Source organism: Coprococcus sp. TM115-187, from assembly GCF_027679115.1.
In the GTDB taxonomy this organism is placed as follows: domain Bacteria; phylum Bacillota; class Clostridia; order Lachnospirales; family Lachnospiraceae; genus Allocoprococcus; species Allocoprococcus comes.
Genome location: NZ_JAQEKS010000003.1, coordinates 1 through 15,893 on the forward strand (window position 1 = coordinate 1; position 15,893 = coordinate 15,893).

The 15,893-nt window shown below is 41.6% G+C and carries 17 protein-coding genes, 2 tRNA genes and 1 riboswitch; of the genes, 2 read left to right on the forward strand and 17 right to left on the reverse strand.

Translation table 11 applies throughout. The features are described from left to right. Window positions 1–299: 299 nt before the first annotated feature. From PGW42_RS03130 to PGW42_RS03175, 10 genes are all read right to left on the reverse strand, one after another. Window positions 300–389 (reverse strand) — tRNA-Ser (locus PGW42_RS03130). A gap of 228 nt (window positions 390–617) precedes the next feature. Beyond that, a tRNA-Ser gene (locus tag PGW42_RS03135) sits at window positions 618–703 on the reverse strand. A gap of 88 nt (window positions 704–791) precedes the next feature. Beyond that, the gene (gene ispD / locus PGW42_RS03140; RefSeq protein ID WP_270203898.1) at window positions 792–1,499 is read right to left on the reverse strand and encodes a 2-C-methyl-D-erythritol 4-phosphate cytidylyltransferase; all 708 of its coding nucleotides are present in this window, start codon (window positions 1,497–1,499) and stop codon (window positions 792–794) included. Between the two features lie 42 nt (window positions 1,500–1,541). Continuing rightward, window positions 1,542–2,573, reverse strand: coding sequence for a tRNA (adenosine(37)-N6)-threonylcarbamoyltransferase complex transferase subunit TsaD (gene tsaD / locus PGW42_RS03145; protein ID WP_008373677.1), 1,032 nt, complete (start codon window positions 2,571–2,573; stop codon window positions 1,542–1,544). A gap of 26 nt (window positions 2,574–2,599) precedes the next feature. Beyond that, window positions 2,600–3,508, reverse strand: a complete 909-nt coding sequence (locus PGW42_RS03150; RefSeq protein ID WP_008373675.1) for a ribonuclease Z — start codon at window positions 3,506–3,508, stop codon at window positions 2,600–2,602. Further along, window positions 3,502–3,753, reverse strand: a complete 252-nt coding sequence (locus PGW42_RS03155; protein WP_055158650.1) for a hypothetical protein — start codon at window positions 3,751–3,753, stop codon at window positions 3,502–3,504. Before PGW42_RS03155 ends, PGW42_RS03150 begins: the two co-directional genes overlap by 7 nt. 140 nt (window positions 3,754–3,893) lie before the next feature. Next, window positions 3,894–4,358 (reverse strand): ribosomal protein S18-alanine N-acetyltransferase, encoded by a 465-nt coding sequence (gene rimI / locus PGW42_RS03160; protein ID WP_055247571.1) that lies wholly within the window; start codon window positions 4,356–4,358, stop codon window positions 3,894–3,896. Further along, window positions 4,351–5,088 carry a tRNA (adenosine(37)-N6)-threonylcarbamoyltransferase complex dimerization subunit type 1 TsaB gene (tsaB, locus tag PGW42_RS03165; protein WP_270203899.1) on the reverse strand — a complete coding sequence of 246 codons (738 nt, stop codon included), beginning with the start codon at window positions 5,086–5,088 and terminating at the stop codon, window positions 4,351–4,353. The genes rimI and tsaB overlap by 8 nt, the downstream gene beginning before the upstream one ends. Before the next feature lies 1 nt (window position 5,089). Continuing rightward, window positions 5,090–5,521: a tRNA (adenosine(37)-N6)-threonylcarbamoyltransferase complex ATPase subunit type 1 TsaE gene (gene tsaE / locus PGW42_RS03170; protein WP_055158645.1), complete on the reverse strand. Its 432-nt coding sequence runs from the start codon at window positions 5,519–5,521 to the stop codon at window positions 5,090–5,092. 15 nt (window positions 5,522–5,536) lie between these two features. Then, complete coding sequence (locus tag PGW42_RS03175; RefSeq protein WP_243272616.1) at window positions 5,537–6,049, reverse strand: YcxB family protein; 513 nt, start codon at window positions 6,047–6,049, stop codon at window positions 5,537–5,539. Between the two features lie 162 nt (window positions 6,050–6,211). Beyond that, a riboswitch (FMN riboswitch) is annotated at window positions 6,212–6,361 on the forward strand. Between the two features lie 113 nt (window positions 6,362–6,474). Between PGW42_RS03175 and PGW42_RS03180 the strand changes: the two genes are divergently transcribed. Next, complete coding sequence (locus PGW42_RS03180) at window positions 6,475–7,119, forward strand: ECF transporter S component (RefSeq protein ID WP_270203900.1); 645 nt, start codon at window positions 6,475–6,477, stop codon at window positions 7,117–7,119. A 118-nt stretch (window positions 7,120–7,237) separates the two neighbouring features. Here the strand turns inward: PGW42_RS03180 and glgD are convergent, their stop codons facing one another. The 6 genes from glgD to PGW42_RS03210 all read right to left on the reverse strand — a co-directional run bounded on the left by glgD (window position 7,238) and on the right by PGW42_RS03210 (window position 13,920). Then, window positions 7,238–8,356, reverse strand: coding sequence for a glucose-1-phosphate adenylyltransferase subunit GlgD (gene glgD, locus PGW42_RS03185; protein ID WP_270203901.1), 1,119 nt, complete (start codon window positions 8,354–8,356; stop codon window positions 7,238–7,240). A gap of 1 nt (window position 8,357) precedes the next feature. After that, window positions 8,358–9,497 carry a glucose-1-phosphate adenylyltransferase gene (locus tag PGW42_RS03190; protein ID WP_117559255.1) on the reverse strand — a complete coding sequence of 380 codons (1,140 nt, stop codon included), beginning with the start codon at window positions 9,495–9,497 and terminating at the stop codon, window positions 8,358–8,360. 226 nt (window positions 9,498–9,723) lie between these two features. Further along, a complete protein-coding gene (locus tag PGW42_RS03195; protein ID WP_270203902.1) occupies window positions 9,724–10,257 on the reverse strand; it encodes a hypothetical protein in 534 nt (177 codons plus the stop codon). Next, the gene (locus PGW42_RS03200) at window positions 10,248–10,931 is read right to left on the reverse strand and encodes a DnaJ domain-containing protein (protein WP_118218344.1); all 684 of its coding nucleotides are present in this window, start codon (window positions 10,929–10,931) and stop codon (window positions 10,248–10,250) included. Before PGW42_RS03200 ends, PGW42_RS03195 begins: the two co-directional genes overlap by 10 nt. Beyond that, window positions 10,912–11,763 carry a DUF5685 family protein gene (locus PGW42_RS03205; protein WP_270203903.1) on the reverse strand — a complete coding sequence of 284 codons (852 nt, stop codon included), beginning with the start codon at window positions 11,761–11,763 and terminating at the stop codon, window positions 10,912–10,914. The genes PGW42_RS03200 and PGW42_RS03205 overlap by 20 nt, the downstream gene beginning before the upstream one ends. A gap of 3 nt (window positions 11,764–11,766) precedes the next feature. Next, window positions 11,767–13,920, reverse strand: a complete 2,154-nt coding sequence (locus PGW42_RS03210; RefSeq protein WP_270203904.1) for a Tex family protein — start codon at window positions 13,918–13,920, stop codon at window positions 11,767–11,769. 172 nt (window positions 13,921–14,092) lie between these two features. Here PGW42_RS03210 and PGW42_RS03215 point away from each other — a divergent pair, with 172 nt between their 5' ends. After that, window positions 14,093–14,701: a TetR/AcrR family transcriptional regulator gene (locus PGW42_RS03215; RefSeq protein ID WP_022220003.1), complete on the forward strand. Its 609-nt coding sequence runs from the start codon at window positions 14,093–14,095 to the stop codon at window positions 14,699–14,701. 126 nt (window positions 14,702–14,827) lie between these two features. On the opposite strand, the gene PGW42_RS03220 is transcribed toward PGW42_RS03215, so the two are convergent. Continuing rightward, window positions 14,828–15,859, reverse strand: a complete 1,032-nt coding sequence (locus tag PGW42_RS03220) for an aldose epimerase family protein (RefSeq protein WP_055156242.1) — start codon at window positions 15,857–15,859, stop codon at window positions 14,828–14,830. Window positions 15,860–15,893 lie beyond the last annotated feature (34 nt).

The window sequence follows — 15,893 nt, forward strand, 5'->3', positions numbered from 1 at the left end:
AAATCTCTTGTAAGAATTTTCAGGGTTTGTTGTCTATTGTTCAGTTATCAATGTTCTTTGTTGTTGCCGTTTCATGCGACAGCTTTTATATTATACCAAAGCGTTTCATGTTTGTCAACAACTTTTTTATTTTTTGTTCTGCATTTAAAACTTTCATTTCTCATGCATCAGCTTGTTTATAATAACATCCGTTTTCCTGAATGTCAAGCACTTTTTTCGACTTTTTTCACATTTTCTTGATCTGTATTTACATTCAATATTATGTTTTATCGATTACTGCTTTTTAGCTTTGAACAAAACGGAGAAAGAGGGATTCGAACCCTCGCGCCGCTATTAACGACCTACTCCCTTTCCAGGGGAGCCCCTTCGGCCAGCTTGGGTATTTCTCCAAAACGTCCGTTATTTAATATACACGATTCTTTCTTTTTTGTCCAGTACTATTTTCAAGTTTTATATATTACTCACTTACAAGATTAAATTCCACTCTCATGTGGAATTTAATCTTGTAAAATGATGTAACTTCAAAGGTAGATCTTACCTTTTTTCATTTCACCTTTTTACTCCCCAAAAACCAAGCCGAACAATAAAAAAAGCAGAACATATTGTTCTGCTTCAACCGGAGAGGGTGGGATTCGAACCCACGCGCCCTTTCGGACAAACGGTTTTCAAGACCGCCTCGTTATGACCACTTCGATACCTCTCCGCATTTATTAAGTTGTTGCTGTGTATCAGCGACAAGATAGATAATATCATAGTGATACATTATTGTCAACACTTTTTTTAAATCTTTTTCAATTTCTTTTTTTGATCAGACTTTCTGCTAATATCAGATCTTCTGGCGTTGTAATCTTTATATTCTCATACGAACCTTCTACCAACTTTACTGCACAGTTTTCCATACGCTCTACAACCATCGCATCGTCTGTTATCCCTATTTCATTTTCTTCATTTTCCATCAATTTAAAATATGCATGACGAATCAATGCAGTCTCAAATACCTGCGGAGTCTGAATACACCACACAAATCTTCGTTCCGGTGTATTTACTGCGAAATCATTCTCATCTACAATCTTTACCGTATCTTTCGATGGCATTCCTGCCACACATGCCCGGTATTCTTTTACTGCCTGGTAAGTTCGTTCTATGATCGATTCATCAACAAACGGACGTGCTCCATCATGAATAAAGACATAACCTTCCGGTTCTATTTCTTTTAGTGCTTTATATACAGATTCATACCGTTCTTTTCCACCAACCACAATTTTATTAACTTTTGTGATTCCATAAGCTTCTATGATATTTTTCCGGCAATAATCAGTCTTACCTTCTCCTGTCACAAGAACAATTTCATCAATAATCGGAGATGCTGCAAATGCAGCAAGAGAATAGTAAAGTACAGGCTTTCCGCATATTTCCAGATATTGCTTCTGTATTTTTGTACCCATCCGGCTTCCTTTTCCTGCTGCCAGGACTACTGCTGTACATTTTTCCCTGTTCATATTACTCTCTCCTTTTTACCTGCATTTCGTGGTTCGCCCACTCTATCTTTCGCCAAGTTTCAGATTCGGGACTGCATTCAGATCCCATCCATGTCTGGTTCCATTTATGTATTCATAATAAGCCGCCACACCGATCATTGCTGCATTATCTGTACAGAAAATCGGTGACGGATAGTAAAATTCTATTTCATTCTTTTCACATGCCTGTTTCATTGCTGCACGAAGACTACTGTTTGACGCCACGCCTCCCGCAATTGCAAACTTATTAAGTCCATATTCTTTTACTGCATGCATTGCATTGTCTACCAGCACATCAGTAACTGCTTTCTGGAAGGATGCAGCAATATCAGCACGGTTGTATTCAATCCCTTTCATCTTGCAACCGTTAATATAGTTTAAAACTGCTGACTTCACGCCACTGAAGCTGAAATCATATGGGGAATCTTCGATATGCGCACGTGGAAATGGGATTGCATCTGGATCCCCCTCTTTTGAAAGCTTATCAATCTTCGGTCCTCCCGGATATCCCAGGCCAATTGCTCTAGCCACTTTATCAAAAGCCTCTCCTGCCGCATCATCTCTGGTTCTTCCAAGAATCTCATAAGTTCCATAATCCTTGACGCATACGAGATGCGTATGTCCCCCAGACACAACAAGACACAAGAACGGTGGTTCCAGTTCCAGATTCTCAATATAATTTGCAGAAATATGCCCTTCAATATGATGAACTCCAACAAGTGGTAACTTTTTCGCATATGCGATTGCTTTTGCTTCTGCCACACCGACAAGAAGCGCACCAACAAGCCCCGGACCGTAAGTTACACCGATTGCATCAATATCATCCAGTGTAACCTCTGCATTTTCCAGAGCCTCTTCTATTACCTGATTAATCTTTTCAATATGCTTTCTCGATGCGATTTCCGGAACCACACCACCATATAATTTATGTAGATCTATCTGTGATGAGATCACATTTGACAACACCTGTCGTCCGTTCTTTACAACGGCTGCTGCCGTTTCATCACAGGAACTTTCAATTGCCAGTATTAATATATCCTTTTTCTCTGTATCCATATTTTTCCTTCTCTCTACTGCTTTGCTTATTCCGGGAAATCCAGTTCTGTTGTCATACGGTCTTTTCCTGCGATCGCATGTGGAAAGATTGCCCGCACTTCATCCATATATTCTTCCGGATGGCGCAGGGACGGGCTGTAATGCGTAAGCCACATTTCTCCCACCTCCGCCTCTTTTGCCAGGTTTGCTGCCTCATAAAAGGTCATATGCTTATATTCTACTGCTTTTGCCGCTTTTTCTTTTTCTCCGTACATTCCTTCGCAGATAAACAGGTCTGACCCTTTTGCATTCTTCCGGATAGAATCCGTCGGTCTTGTATCTGTACAATAGGTAAGCTTAATTCCTCTTCGAGGTGGTCCAAGGACCATCTCCGGCGTCAGTATTCTTCCGTCAAGCTCTACTGTCTCACCTTTTTGAAGATGTTTCCAGTATTCCTTCGGAATTTTCTGTTCTGTTGCCCTCTGCACATCAAATTTGCCGGCACGGTCGATCTCAATCGTATAACCGTAACAGATCACATTATGTTTTACACGAAATGCTTTCAGACGATATCCATCCATCTCAAAAATCTGTTCTGGCTCTGTAATTTCTCTATAGTGGATTTCAAATGGCAGTTCCGGCGCGATCACTCGCAGAGAACTCACCACTCTCTCCAGACCTTTCGGTCCAATCAGAGTAAGCGGTTCCTTTCTGTCCGCATTTCCCATTGTAAGAAGAAGTCCCGGAAGTCCGCTGATATGATCTCCATGGTAATGTGTGAAACAAATTACATCGATCGGTTTAAAACTCCATCCCTTCTCTTTTAACGCAATCTGTGTGCCTTCACCACAGTCAATCAGCAGCTGGCTGCCGTTATATCTTGTCATAAGTGCGGTCAGCCATCGATAAGGAAGCGGCATCATTCCACCGCTTCCAAGCAAACATACATCTAACATTCTAACTCCTGTTCTCCATATACCGGAATCTGGAAAGATGCTATCCAGGTATCATAGCATTCCTCACAGATATCAAATCGATGGAGTTCTCCGTCTTTGTGCGAAAAATATCCCCATCTTTTTTCAACTGTAAGCATCTCTTCCTCCGGTATTCCATTTTTTATTGTGATTTCTTTTTTACATTTATTGCACACAATCTTTGTGACTGTATTTTTTTCTGTCTGAATTTTTTTATAATTACGCATCTTACTTCCTCCTGAGTATCTTTGCAAAAAAGACTGCCATTTCATTTTTCATCTCTTTCTATGTTCAGGTACATTATAACGTCACAGACTGACGCCTTCCAGTGGGAAGTCTTGTATATTCTTGCGATTTCTTCCATTTTCTAAACCATACGGCTCATCAGGATTGCATCTTCCGGATTTTTCCCTCCGTAATAGAACTTTCGCTCTCCATCGATTCCAAATTTGTTTTTTTCATAAAAAGCAATCGCTGTCTGATTACTCTTACGGACATCAAGAAGCATTCTTTTCAGTTGCTTTTCATGGCAGATCTGTTCCATAAATCCAAACAGCATCTGTCCAATTCCTCTGCGTCTTTCAGATTCAGCAACTGCAATTCTTGCAATCTCGCATTCATCCAGAACATAATAACACAGAAAATATCCCAGCAGGGTATCCCCTTCCATTGCTGCCGCACAAAAAGTATGCTTCTGTCTGACAGTTGATCTCACTTCATGATAACTCCACGGATCCGGAAATACGTCTGTTTCCATCTGCGCCACCTGTTCCATTCGTTCTCTGTCATTTTCTGTTATCAAAGTAATTTCTATGTTATCTCTATTACTCATGTGTTTTTTCTGCTTTCAGACGTTCTTCTCTTTCCCGTTCTGCCTGTGATACACGCAGATAATCCGGTTTGTGTTCCATTGCGGTTTCTGTTTTTCCTTCTTTATAATACTGAATTCCAAGCATACCGACTGCTGCAGCTCTCTGCTGGTTCATATGTGCCGGTGCAAATGCAATATCATGATTCGTCATCAATTCCTTCTCCAGCCTGTCTTTATGCACCGGTACACCGTCTCCAAGAAAGATCACTGGTTTTCCATAAGTACAAAGTTTTTTGGCAAGTTCATCGATTTCGACTGCCATCTGTGCTTCCAAAACCTGCAGTTTATCACCGTCCATCTGATAAATACCAGTATATACCTGATTTCTTCTTGCATCCATGATCGGACAAATGATCCTGTCTGTATAACACAGATTATAAGCAAGTCCGTCTACTGTCGGAACGTGAATCAAAGGCTTCTTCAGTGCCAGCCCCAGTCCCTTTGCAGTTGCTGAACCAATTCTGAGTCCGGTAAATGATCCCGGTCCTCCTGCTACCGCAATCGCATCAATCGTATCCAGATTCATATCCGTCATCTTCACGATTTCATCCAACATCGGTAATAAGGTCTGTGAATGTGTCTTTTTATAATTGATCGTATACTCTGCAATCGTTTTGGAAATTTCGTTTTCTTCTTCAACTACTGCGACAGTTGCAACAAGTCCCGAACTGTCTATTGCTAAAATGCGCATATTATTCTCCTCTTTTCTCTACCGTAATCCGGCGGAAATCAAATCCCTGTTCCAGATCTTTTTCTATCGTGATCTCTGTCCGGTTCGCCGGAAGAATCTCATCGATCAGGTTCGCCCATTCGATCAGGCTTACACCGTCTCCATATACATAGTCTTCAAAACCAATCTCGTCCATCTCTTCAATGTCACCAATCCGATACACATCAAAATGATAGAACGGAAGTCTTCCGTCATCATATACCTGGACTATTGTAAAGGTTGGACTGCTGATCGGTTCTTCAATCCCCAGTCCTTTTGCCAGTCCCTGGGTAAATACGGTCTTTCCGACGCCGAGATCTCCTACCAGTGTATAGACTTCTCCTGCTTTTGCATGACTCCCGATCTTCTTACCGAGATCATAGGTTTCTTTGGCACTTTTTGTTTCAATTATCATCTTCTGGTCTGCCTCCTAATTTGCACTGACGTGTCTGATATTGACTTTCTTGGCTGGCATATGTGTAGAAATCATCTGCACTGCTGCCGCATACTGTTCTCCCAGGGATTCTCTTGGAAAAATCAGTGCTCTTACCTTTGTTACATATATAATTACAGACTGACCGGTTGAAACTGCCTTCCGGAAATCTCCCCATTCATTAAGCACACTTTGTTCATCCTGTGAAATGCGGATTCCTTCTTCGTTAAGTTCATAACTAATCGGTTTCTGAAACATCGGTGAACGCATTACCTGTTCTGCCGCACGTGCTTTTAAATGAAGTGGGTTTCCGATCAGAAAAATTGCGGCAAACAAAAAGAACGTTGCAGCTGTACTGTAGCTTCCAAACATACATTGTCTGATTCCCAGCACCAGTGTTACACCACCGAAAATCACACCAATGATTCCACTAAGGCTTGTGTAGGAAGTATAGAGCATAAAATCAAACATGGCTTTTTTTGTCATTTTTACTTCAAACTTTATATTCATTCATTTTCCTCCATATCAGATTAAGTCACACCGATTATATCATACCGAATCTTTGGAAACAAGTCGTTACTGCTCACTCCGGGTTTAGAAAAACACTGTCTTTTCTTAACTTGTACTTGTATTTTATATACGCCTGCGCTATAATGTGTTCAAATGAACAAGGAAATTCTTCGGGGTAGGGTGACTTCTTATCGCTATAGTATAAGCAGAATTCCCAACCGGCGGTTACAGTCCGCGACCTGTCAGATTTCTGACAGCTGATTTGGTGCAATTCCAAAACCGACAGTAAAGTCTGGATGAGAGAAGAAAAAGTGATTTTGCAAATAATCCCCCCGACGTATTACGTCGGGGATTTTTTTGCATAGGCTTTCGAAGATTTTCCTCCTCAATTCATCTGATTATGTCAAGAGAAAAGGAGAGAAAAAATGAGTACAGATGTAATGACAAACCAAAAAACAACAACGAAAGAAAAAAAACGTATCAGCACAAAGGTAATTGCACAGATTGGTGTGCTCGGAGCAATCGCTATGGTTCTGATGTTATTTGATATTCCACTTCCATTTGCACCAACCTTTTACAAAATTGATTTCAGTGAAGTTCCGGTCCTTGTCGGAGCATTTACCATGGGACCTGTAGCCGGCGCTTTAATCGAACTGGTCAAAATCCTGTTGAACCTCCTGATCAGAGGTACATCAACAGCTGGTGTTGGAGACCTCGGAAACTTCCTGATCGGATGTGCAATGTGTATTCCGGCTTCCCTGATTTATCAGAAGTTACATTCTCGCAAGGGTGCGATCATCGGTATGGTAACGGGAACTGTTTTTATGACAATTGTCGGATGTTTTATCAATGCATACCTTCTGCTTCCGGCATACGCTGCTGCATTCCATATGCCAATCGATGCACTGGTTGCCATGGGAACCGCAGTCAACAGTCATATCAACAGTCTTCTGACTTTTGTTCTACTTTCTGTTGCACCATTCAATCTGCTGAAAGGTTTCCTGGTATCATTGATTGTATTCCTGATCTACAAAAAGATCAGCCCGATTTTACAAATGGGACGCGAATAGATTATAATTTTACAAAGCAGCAAAAGGGGTTCGTTATGAGCCTCTTTTTTTATGAAACAAAAAAACAGAGAGAAGTCTGCCCACGCCGACATTCTTCTCTCTGTTGAATTTCTTTTGATTATAAAGTATCGTTTCTTCTTACATATCCTGGTTTTTCCGGATCTGCAATCAGTTCCTTTGCATGGACAATCCTTGCACTCTTGTCCACTACCTGTGCTTCAATCCGTGCATCCGCTCCAATTACAACTCCCGGAAGGATAACGCTGTCTTTGACAACTGCACCTTTCTTAATTACACAGCCACGTCCGATTACCGAATTCTCAACAGTACCCTCGATCAGGCATCCATTGGAAATTACTGACTTCTTGACACTTGCTCCTTCGTAATACTTTGTTGGGCAGGAATCATTTGTTCTTGTGTAAATTGGCCAACTCTTATCAAACAAAGTCACTGCATTCTTCATATCGATCAGTGATAAGTTTGCATTATAGTAGCTCTTGAAATCTGTGATAGATGCAAAGAATCCTCGATGTGACACTCCACGTACATCCAGTTCACTACATGCCATATTCACAATATCATTAAGTGTGAACATGGAAGAAATCTTTCTTCCCTTTTTAACCAGTTCCATAAACAGATCTTTGCGCATTACATAAGTGTCCATGAAAATATTACGGTTTTTCGCGTTACCATGGTTCGGTTCCAATGAAAGGACACCCTTCTGCTTGTTCAGATTAAGTGTTGAACAGTTCAGATAGTATTCTTTTGCATTATCCACACTGTGATATAACAGGGTTATATCTGCACCGGATTCAATATGTGTCTTAAGTAATTCATCATAATTCTGTGTATAAATCATATAACTTGGCGCAATAACTACATATGGATATTTTACAGCTTCAATGCACTCCATATTTTCTTCATATGCCGCCAGGTCATTATTGTATACACTCCATTCTGCATTTTCAAAATCAGAATAAAGAATATGAAGACGTCCACTCTTTGAGTTGATATTGTAATGACGTCCTGTTCCAAGATGTTCTGTAAGAGAACGTGGTTTTCTTCTTACATAAACCTGAATATGTTCGATTTCACTGTTGCTCATATTAGAGATTTGGAAATCAATAACTCTGTATCTTCCAAGGAATGAAACAGCACCAACCGGACGGTAATTCTGCATCTCTCCTACCCGGATATTGTTGCCGGCAAAACTTACGATTCCAAATGCCTGTGCCATATTACTCATCCCCCTTAACACGTTTTGATACTAATTCAATATGTTCGCTGTCTGCTGATCCGACAACTGCATTTTTGCCAATCTTTACGCCATCAGCCACAAGCGCTCTTGTTACAACTGCACCTTCTTCTACTTCAACGCCCGGCATCAGTACACTGTCAATAATCTGTGCGCCTTCGCCGACTTTTGCACCTGTAAACAATACAGAATTCTTGACTTTTCCATTGATCACACAGCCCTGGTTGATAAATGCTCTTTCAATCTCTGCTGTCGGACCAACATACTGCGGAAGCGCAGTTGTATCCTCTGTGTAAATCTTCCATGAATCATCATTCAGATCAAGTTCATTTTTATTGTTGATCAGATCCATATTTGCTTCCCACAGGGAATCGATTGTTCCGACATCTTTCCAATATCCTTTGAACTTGTATGCGTAGAGCTTTCTTCCATCATTCAGCATAGTCGGAATAATATCTTTTCCGAAATCATGATTGGAATCCTGATTTTTCATATCTGCAAGGAGCATCTTTCTTAAAAGCTTCCAGTTGAATATGTAAATACCCATGGATGCCAGATTGCTCTTTGGATTCTCCGGTTTCTCTTCAAACTCTACAATTCTTCCTTCATCGTCCGTATTCATAATGCCAAAACGGCTTGCTTCCTTCATCGGAACCTCAATGACCGCGATTGTTGCATCTGCTCCAGTCTCTTTATGATAATCAAGCATCTTATCATAATTCATCTTATAAATATGGTCACCGGAAAGAATCAGTACATATTCTGGTGCAAACATGTCCACAAAATCAATGTTCTGTGAAATTGCATCTGCTGTTCCTCTGTATACATCCAGGTCCGCATCTGCTTTTTCACGCGGTGGGAGTACATAGACTCCGCTGTTCTGGGCATCTAACCCCCATCTGCGGCCTGCCGCTACATAACTGTTAAGTAAAATAGACTCATACTGTGTCAGGACTCCTACATTATCAATTCCGCTGTTGGCACAGTTGCTGAGTGGAAAATCAATGATTCTGTATTTCCCACCATATGAAACCGCAGGTTTGGCTACTTTATTTGTAAGCTCGTGAAGACGACTTCCTCGTCCGCCTGCCAAGATCATAGCAAGCATATTATTCTGCTTCATAAGTGAATCCTCTCTTTCCTATTTGTCCTGTCTTATATTATACAATTTTTCTGTTAAATTTTCCACTTTTTTGTGCAAAAAATACATAAAAATTTATTTTTTTATTATCATTATGATGTGTTCGAGGATTGTGGGAATTGTGTAGCAATGGAGCAATCCGGTTACATCAGTGAGTGGCAAAATTTACTTTCGACACTCACATCATCATTATTGTACTATATATGCTTTAAAACCCGAATTTATGTCTATTTTCTTTCCAGATTTTCCCCATTGCATATTCATATGTCTTGTCAAAGACAAAAAGTATAAATTGTCCGAATACAACAGACATAAGCATTATTCCTTTTGCAGCCTTTTTTTCAGATAACATACTCCAGAAATATATTAAACCCGGAATATAAAGTACATTAAATACCAGATATTTCATGAGCCAGAAAAAGTTACGGCTTCTGATCCATCCGGAAGCTCTTCCAAGAAAATGCCATATTGTTTCTATAATTAGAATATAAAATCCCATAAATGCATAGGAAACCACATATAATTTATTCGGAGACAGAAAGATTCCCAGCAAAATTCCAGCCAGTAAAAAACCTGCCCCGCTTTTCAATCCAAATTCCTGAATCACAATCCCGACAAAGAAGGATGCCGCCGCCAGTAAAAAAAGTGTATTTGTTTCGATCACACTGCCAAGCGCAATCCCCACCTCTGTCAGTGCAAGCATAACACCTGCAAATGCAGTCTTTTTTGCATTTAGATGCATGGACACAGATCCCCTCCCATACATTCACATAATGAATCTGCGATCCACAGATCACAGCACATATTTCCAGTTCCACATGGTGAGGAATTACGATTACCATATCCCTGGCCAAACGGATTACTATTATATCTCTGCGCTCCCCAGTTCAGCTGGTTCATCAGTTCTCTGTACTGCGGGTTATTCGGCTCCATATTCACTGCCTGCGCAGCATAATCCCTTGCCAGCACATTGTTACCGACGCCTGCGTTGGCCATGGAACTTGCATAATACCACTGTGCCGTCCGGTCATTCATACGGTTCAATACATTGATCGCATCCTGATATCTGCGGTTATTGATAAAATTGAATGCCGCCTGCATCTCCGGATTCATATTATTGTACTGCTGGTATCTGCCATTGCCATAAGATTGATTCCCATAGGAATTATTACCATAAGAATAGTTCCCTGAGCCTGCGCCGTATCCGTAATTATATCCTCCATTCGCCCGCTCTTTCATAATTTCATCATAAGCTTCCTGCACTTCTTTAAACTTTTCTTCAGCAAGATCCCGAAGCGGATTATCCACATTGGCATCCGGATGATATTTCCGGCTCAGTTCCCTGTACGCTTTTTTTATCTCCTCTTCCGATGCATTTGGCGATACGCCAAGCACCTCATAAGGATTCTTTGTCATCTTCCTTTTCCTCGCTTTTCTTTTCTTGTATCTTTCTGTAATGTTTCCATATGCCATCGTACAGGATATTCCGCAGGATATCCACGTCCAGTACACATGGCAAAATTTCAAAATTTCTTGCGCATTCGCCGATCATCATACACAGAATATCTCTGCATCTTTCTTCATATCCGGCTTCTTCATGCATCTTTTTTAATGGATTATAAGTCCCTTTTTCCAGGTCCTTATCCAGATCTTCGTAAGCATCCATAATGTAAATATATTTACCCAGATAGAAACCGATCCCTCGAAGCTGCTGTTCCCAGCAGTCTTCTTTATATACCATCATCTCTTCCATCAGCCGGCCAAAACAGCCTGCCGGATAGTCAACTTCCTGTATACCCTGACTTTCATATTCCGAAAGCTTTGCCATTTCTTCTCTGATCACACGACTCTGCCTTGGATATTTCCGAATTGCTTTTTTTACTTTTCGCTTTAAAGCCATACTCCCAAGAAGCCCTGCTACTTTCTTCTCATCCTTCCAGTCATCTTCCAGATGATAATACGCCATGATCAGATTCATATCAGCTGCATACTCTGTGATCTCATTTTCCAGCATTGGCTGTGGTTTTAACGGATGCGTCTTACAACGATGTCTTTCCGCCTTTGTTTCACTTTCATATAAAGAAGTAAGTAAAATGATCACAAATGTCATATCATAGGCAAGCGTAAGCTGCCCTGCGCTGCCATACTGTCTCTTCAGTGACTGACAAAGGCCACAGTAATACGCTTTATATTTATGATAATCTTTTACTTTTAATTCCGGCTCATTCGCCGTCACATATCCGAACATGTATTACTGAATTCCTCTCATTGTAAGCTGGATCCGCTTCTTCTGCAAATCAACGCTCATCACTTTTACATCTACAATATCTCCTACGCTGACTGCTTCCAGTGGATGCTTGATAAAACGGTCCGTGATCTGGGAAATGTGCACCAATCCGTCCTGATGTACTCCAATATCGACAAATACACCAAAGTCAATGACATTTCGCACGGTTCCTTTCAGAATCATTCCTTCCTTCAGATCCTTCATATCAAGGACATCCGTTCTGAGAATTGGTTTCGGCATCTCATCTCGTGGATCACGCGCCGGTTTTTCCAGCTCTTTGACAATATCCTGAAGGGTGATCTCTCCAATTCCAAGTTCCTCAGCGAGCTTTTTGTAATCTTTGATGGTAAGAGACAGGCCTGCAAGTTTGCCGCCTGCAATATCTTCCGGCTTGAAGCCCTGCTTTTCAAGAAGCTTCCTTGCCGCCTCGTAAGACTCCGGATGTACACTGGTCCCGTCGAGTGGATCGGTTCCGCCCTGGATCCTCATAAATCCGGCACACTGCTCAAATGCTTTCGGTCCAAGTTTTGGTACTTTGAGAAGTTCTTTTCTATTCTCAAATTTTCCATTTTCTTCCCTGTAGGCAACAATATTTTTCGCAAGGGTTCCGGAAATACCGGAAATATAAGAAAGCAGCGGAGCCGATGCAGTATTTAGGTCCACACCGACTTTATTTACGCAGTCTTCTACCACACCGCCAAGTGCTTCTCCTAATTTTTTCTGGTTCATATCATGCTGATACTGCCCGACACCGATCGACTGCGGATCGATCTTTACCAGTTCGGCAAGCGGATCCTGAAGACGTCTTGCGATGGATGTCGCGCTTCTCTGCCCGACATCGAATTTTGGGAATTCTTCTGTAGCAAGTTTACTTGCTGAGTACACAGATGCTCCCGCTTCATTTACGATCACATACTGCACTTTTTCCGGAATCTCTTTTAACAGTTCTACAATAAACTGTTCTGATTCTCTGGATGCTGTTCCATTTCCCAGGGAAATCAAAGAGATGTGATACTTTGGAATAATCTTTTTCAGCAGATCTTTTGCTGCCTGGATCTTCTTCGGAGTCGTAGGCGCTGTCGGATAAATTACAGTCGTGCCGATTACTTTTCCGGTCGGATCTACCACAGCAAGCTTGCATCCGGTACGGAATGCAGGATCCCATCCAAGCACAACCTGTCCGACGATCGGCGGCTGCATCAGAAGCTGCTCCAGATTCTTTCCAAACACAAGGATTGCGCCATCTTCTGCTTTTTCCGTCAGTTCGTTTCTCAGTTCACGCTCGATCGCCGGTGCGATCAGCCTCTGATAGCTGTCGGCCACAACCTCTTTCAAAACCGGTGTTGTGTATGGATTATCCCTGCGGATCACTTTCTTTTCCAGATAACGGAGAATTTCCTCTTCCGGTGCTTCAATCTTAACACTCAGAAATTTTTCTTTTTCTCCACGGTTGAGTGCCAGTACGCGGTGTCCGGCTACTTTGCTGACCGCTTCTGTAAAATCATAATACATCTCGTATACAGATTCTGCTTTTTCATCTTTTGCAGCAGAAACCAGCGTACCCTTTTTGAACGTCAGATCGCGGATCCTCTTTCTGTAATCTGCCTCATCTGAAATATTTTCTGCAAGAATATCTTTCGCACCGTCAATCGCTTCCTGCACATTTTTCACGCCCTTTTCTTCAGAAACATATTTTTCCGCCTCTTTTTCCAGGGGCTCCTTACTATTCTGAAGAGAAATCAGAACCGCCAGTGGTTCCAGACCTTTTTCTTTTGCAATTGTCGCACGGGTCCGGCGTTTGGGTCTGTACGGACGATAAAGATCGTCCACCAGAACCTGCGTCTCTGCTGCCACGATCTGTGCTTTCAGCTCAGGTGTTAACTTGCCCTGTTCTTCAATACTTGCAAGAACCTGTTCTTTTTTCTCTTCCAGGTTCCGCAGATAGGTCAGTCGTTCATATAATTTACGAAGCTGTTCATCATCCAGTGTACCGTGTGCTTCTTTTCTGTAACGCGCAATAAACGGAATGGTATTTCCTTCATCGATCAGCTTTACAGCCGCATCTACCTGCCACTTTTTTACGCCCAGTTCTTCTGTTATTTTCTGGTTAATATCCATTGATATCCAATCCTCTCTTTTTGTTCGCTATGGATTTAATGATACCATGTCATCTCTTATTTTTCAATTCCCGTTAAAATTACAGAGTTCGCTCGGTTTTCTTGTCTTTTTCTATTAAATATGCTATACTACAGTTAATCTGACTGAAAAGTTTTAAGAAAGGATTAACCAAATGTCAAGCGATATTGAAAAAGAACCTCTGTCCAGACAACAGAAAAAATCAAAAGAAACCAAAGCACGTATCTTTCATGCAGCCAAGACAATTCTGCAGAAGCAGGGATACGATCAGCTTTCCATAAAAAATATCTGTGATGAAGCAGGTGTCTCCAACGGCAGCTTCTATCATCATTTTAAAACCAAAGATGATCTTTTATCTTATTATATTGAAGAACAGCCAAGCATCAATCCGGATCTTCTGGATACGCCGGAAGATGCAGATGAGGCAAAGATCGGTATCATCCACGTTTATCTGAATTACGCACAGTACTGCCGGGAACTCGGAGTAGAATTCATGTCCAATTACTACACACCGCGCAACCAGGCACTGAACCCAACGATCCGTACCGAGCGACCGTACCCAATCCTTACCGTAGAGAATTATCTTCGCAAAGCGATTGATGCCGGCATCATTGCGCCAAAGATTTCCCTGGATGAAATCTGCACTGATATCCGTATGCTGGTTATCGGAAATGTATTTGAATGGTGTCTGCATAACGGAGAGACTGATTTTGAAGGTAATATCCGCCGTTCGATCGGGCATTATCTGGATGGCATTTTCTGATTTCACAGATATACCACAGCGTAAAATGAATTTTTCATATTCCTTCGCTGATTTTTTACAGCACATATTTTCAAAAAAGGTGTCATGGATTTTTATGTCCATGACACCTTTTCGGCTTATCTGTTGTTATATAAACTTGTACATCGTTGTTGTTTCGTAAGTTTCGCCCTTCTTGCATACCGGCCCGGCAAAATTCTCTTTATGGATTGCATCCGGGAAGAACTGTGTCTCGAAGCAGGCTGCCTGGCGTTTGTGGTAATGCGCCCCGCCTTTTCCTTTGGCATCAACAATAAAGTTGCCTGTATAAAGCTGCATTCCCGGAAGGTCTGTATAAACTTCCATAGTGATTCCGCTCTCTTCCGAGGACATCTCTGCCACTTTCGCAAATTCTCCTTTATTATTCAGAACCCAGTTATGATCATATCCTTTCCCGAAATTCAGTGCTTCATAATCTGTCTCGATTTCTTTGCCAATTGCTTTCTTGGTACGGAAATCCATCGGTGTTCCTTCTACCGGTGTGATCTCGCCTGTCGGAATAGACTCGGCATCGGCTCTGGTAAATGCATCTGCATCAATCCATACTTCCTGATCCAGTACATCTCCTGATGCATGTCCATCCATATTAAAATAGCTGTGATTTGTCATGTTGATCAGAGTATCTGCATCCGGAACTGCATGGTAAGCGATCTTCACTGCATTGTCTTCTGTCAGAGTATATGTTACCTCAATATGTACAGCTCCCGGATATCCCTGATCACCATCCGGGCTGTCCAGTTCAAATGTAATATGATCATCTGCAGTTTCTTTTACCTTCCACATTCTCTGGTTATAAAAATCCATTCCGCTGTGGAGATTATTGCCATTATCATTCTTTTCAAGCTGATAGGTCACTCCGTTCAGTTCAAAGGATGCTCCTCCGATACGGTTTGCACTTCTCCCGACAATTGCACCGAAGAACAGATCTCCTTCTTCATATCCTGCTGCCTCATCATATCCAAGCACAACATCACACGGCTTGCCTTCTTTGTCCGGTACGATCACCTGTACCAGCGTTGCACCGTAATCGGATACTGCAATCTCCATTCCATTTTTATTTGTGAGCGTATATAATTTTGTCTCGTCACCTTTAACTGTTGCACCAAAATCTGTTACTTTCATTTCTCCTGTTCCGCCCTTTCTGTTAATTGTGCCT

Coding starts and splice junctions, on each gene's coding strand:
- ispD (WP_270203898.1), bottom strand. CDS start 1,499: ATGAACAGGGAAAAATGTACAGCAGTAGTCCTGGCAGCAGGAAAAGGA.
- tsaD (WP_008373677.1), bottom strand. CDS start 2,573: ATGGATACAGAGAAAAAGGATATATTAATACTGGCAATTGAAAGTTCC.
- PGW42_RS03150 (WP_008373675.1), bottom strand. CDS start 3,508: ATGTTAGATGTATGTTTGCTTGGAAGCGGTGGAATGATGCCGCTTCCT.
- PGW42_RS03155 (WP_055158650.1), bottom strand. CDS start 3,753: ATGCGTAATTATAAAAAAATTCAGACAGAAAAAAATACAGTCACAAAG.
- rimI (WP_055247571.1), bottom strand. CDS start 4,358: ATGAGTAATAGAGATAACATAGAAATTACTTTGATAACAGAAAATGAC.
- tsaB (WP_270203899.1), bottom strand. CDS start 5,088: ATGCGCATTTTAGCAATAGACAGTTCGGGACTTGTTGCAACTGTCGCA.
- tsaE (WP_055158645.1), bottom strand. CDS start 5,521: ATGATAATTGAAACAAAAAGTGCCAAAGAAACCTATGATCTCGGTAAG.
- PGW42_RS03175 (WP_243272616.1), bottom strand. CDS start 6,049: ATGAATATAAAGTTTGAAGTAAAAATGACAAAAAAAGCCATGTTTGAT.
- PGW42_RS03180 (WP_270203900.1), top strand. CDS start 6,475: ATGAGTACAGATGTAATGACAAACCAAAAAACAACAACGAAAGAAAAA.
- glgD (WP_270203901.1), bottom strand. CDS start 8,356: ATGGCACAGGCATTTGGAATCGTAAGTTTTGCCGGCAACAATATCCGG.
- PGW42_RS03190 (WP_117559255.1), bottom strand. CDS start 9,497: ATGAAGCAGAATAATATGCTTGCTATGATCTTGGCAGGCGGACGAGGA.
- PGW42_RS03195 (WP_270203902.1), bottom strand. CDS start 10,257: ATGCATCTAAATGCAAAAAAGACTGCATTTGCAGGTGTTATGCTTGCA.
- PGW42_RS03200 (WP_118218344.1), bottom strand. CDS start 10,931: ATGACAAAGAATCCTTATGAGGTGCTTGGCGTATCGCCAAATGCATCG.
- PGW42_RS03205 (WP_270203903.1), bottom strand. CDS start 11,763: ATGTTCGGATATGTGACGGCGAATGAGCCGGAATTAAAAGTAAAAGAT.
- PGW42_RS03210 (WP_270203904.1), bottom strand. CDS start 13,920: ATGGATATTAACCAGAAAATAACAGAAGAACTGGGCGTAAAAAAGTGG.
- PGW42_RS03215 (WP_022220003.1), top strand. CDS start 14,093: ATGTCAAGCGATATTGAAAAAGAACCTCTGTCCAGACAACAGAAAAAA.
- PGW42_RS03220 (WP_055156242.1), bottom strand. CDS start 15,859: ATGAAAGTAACAGATTTTGGTGCAACAGTTAAAGGTGACGAGACAAAA.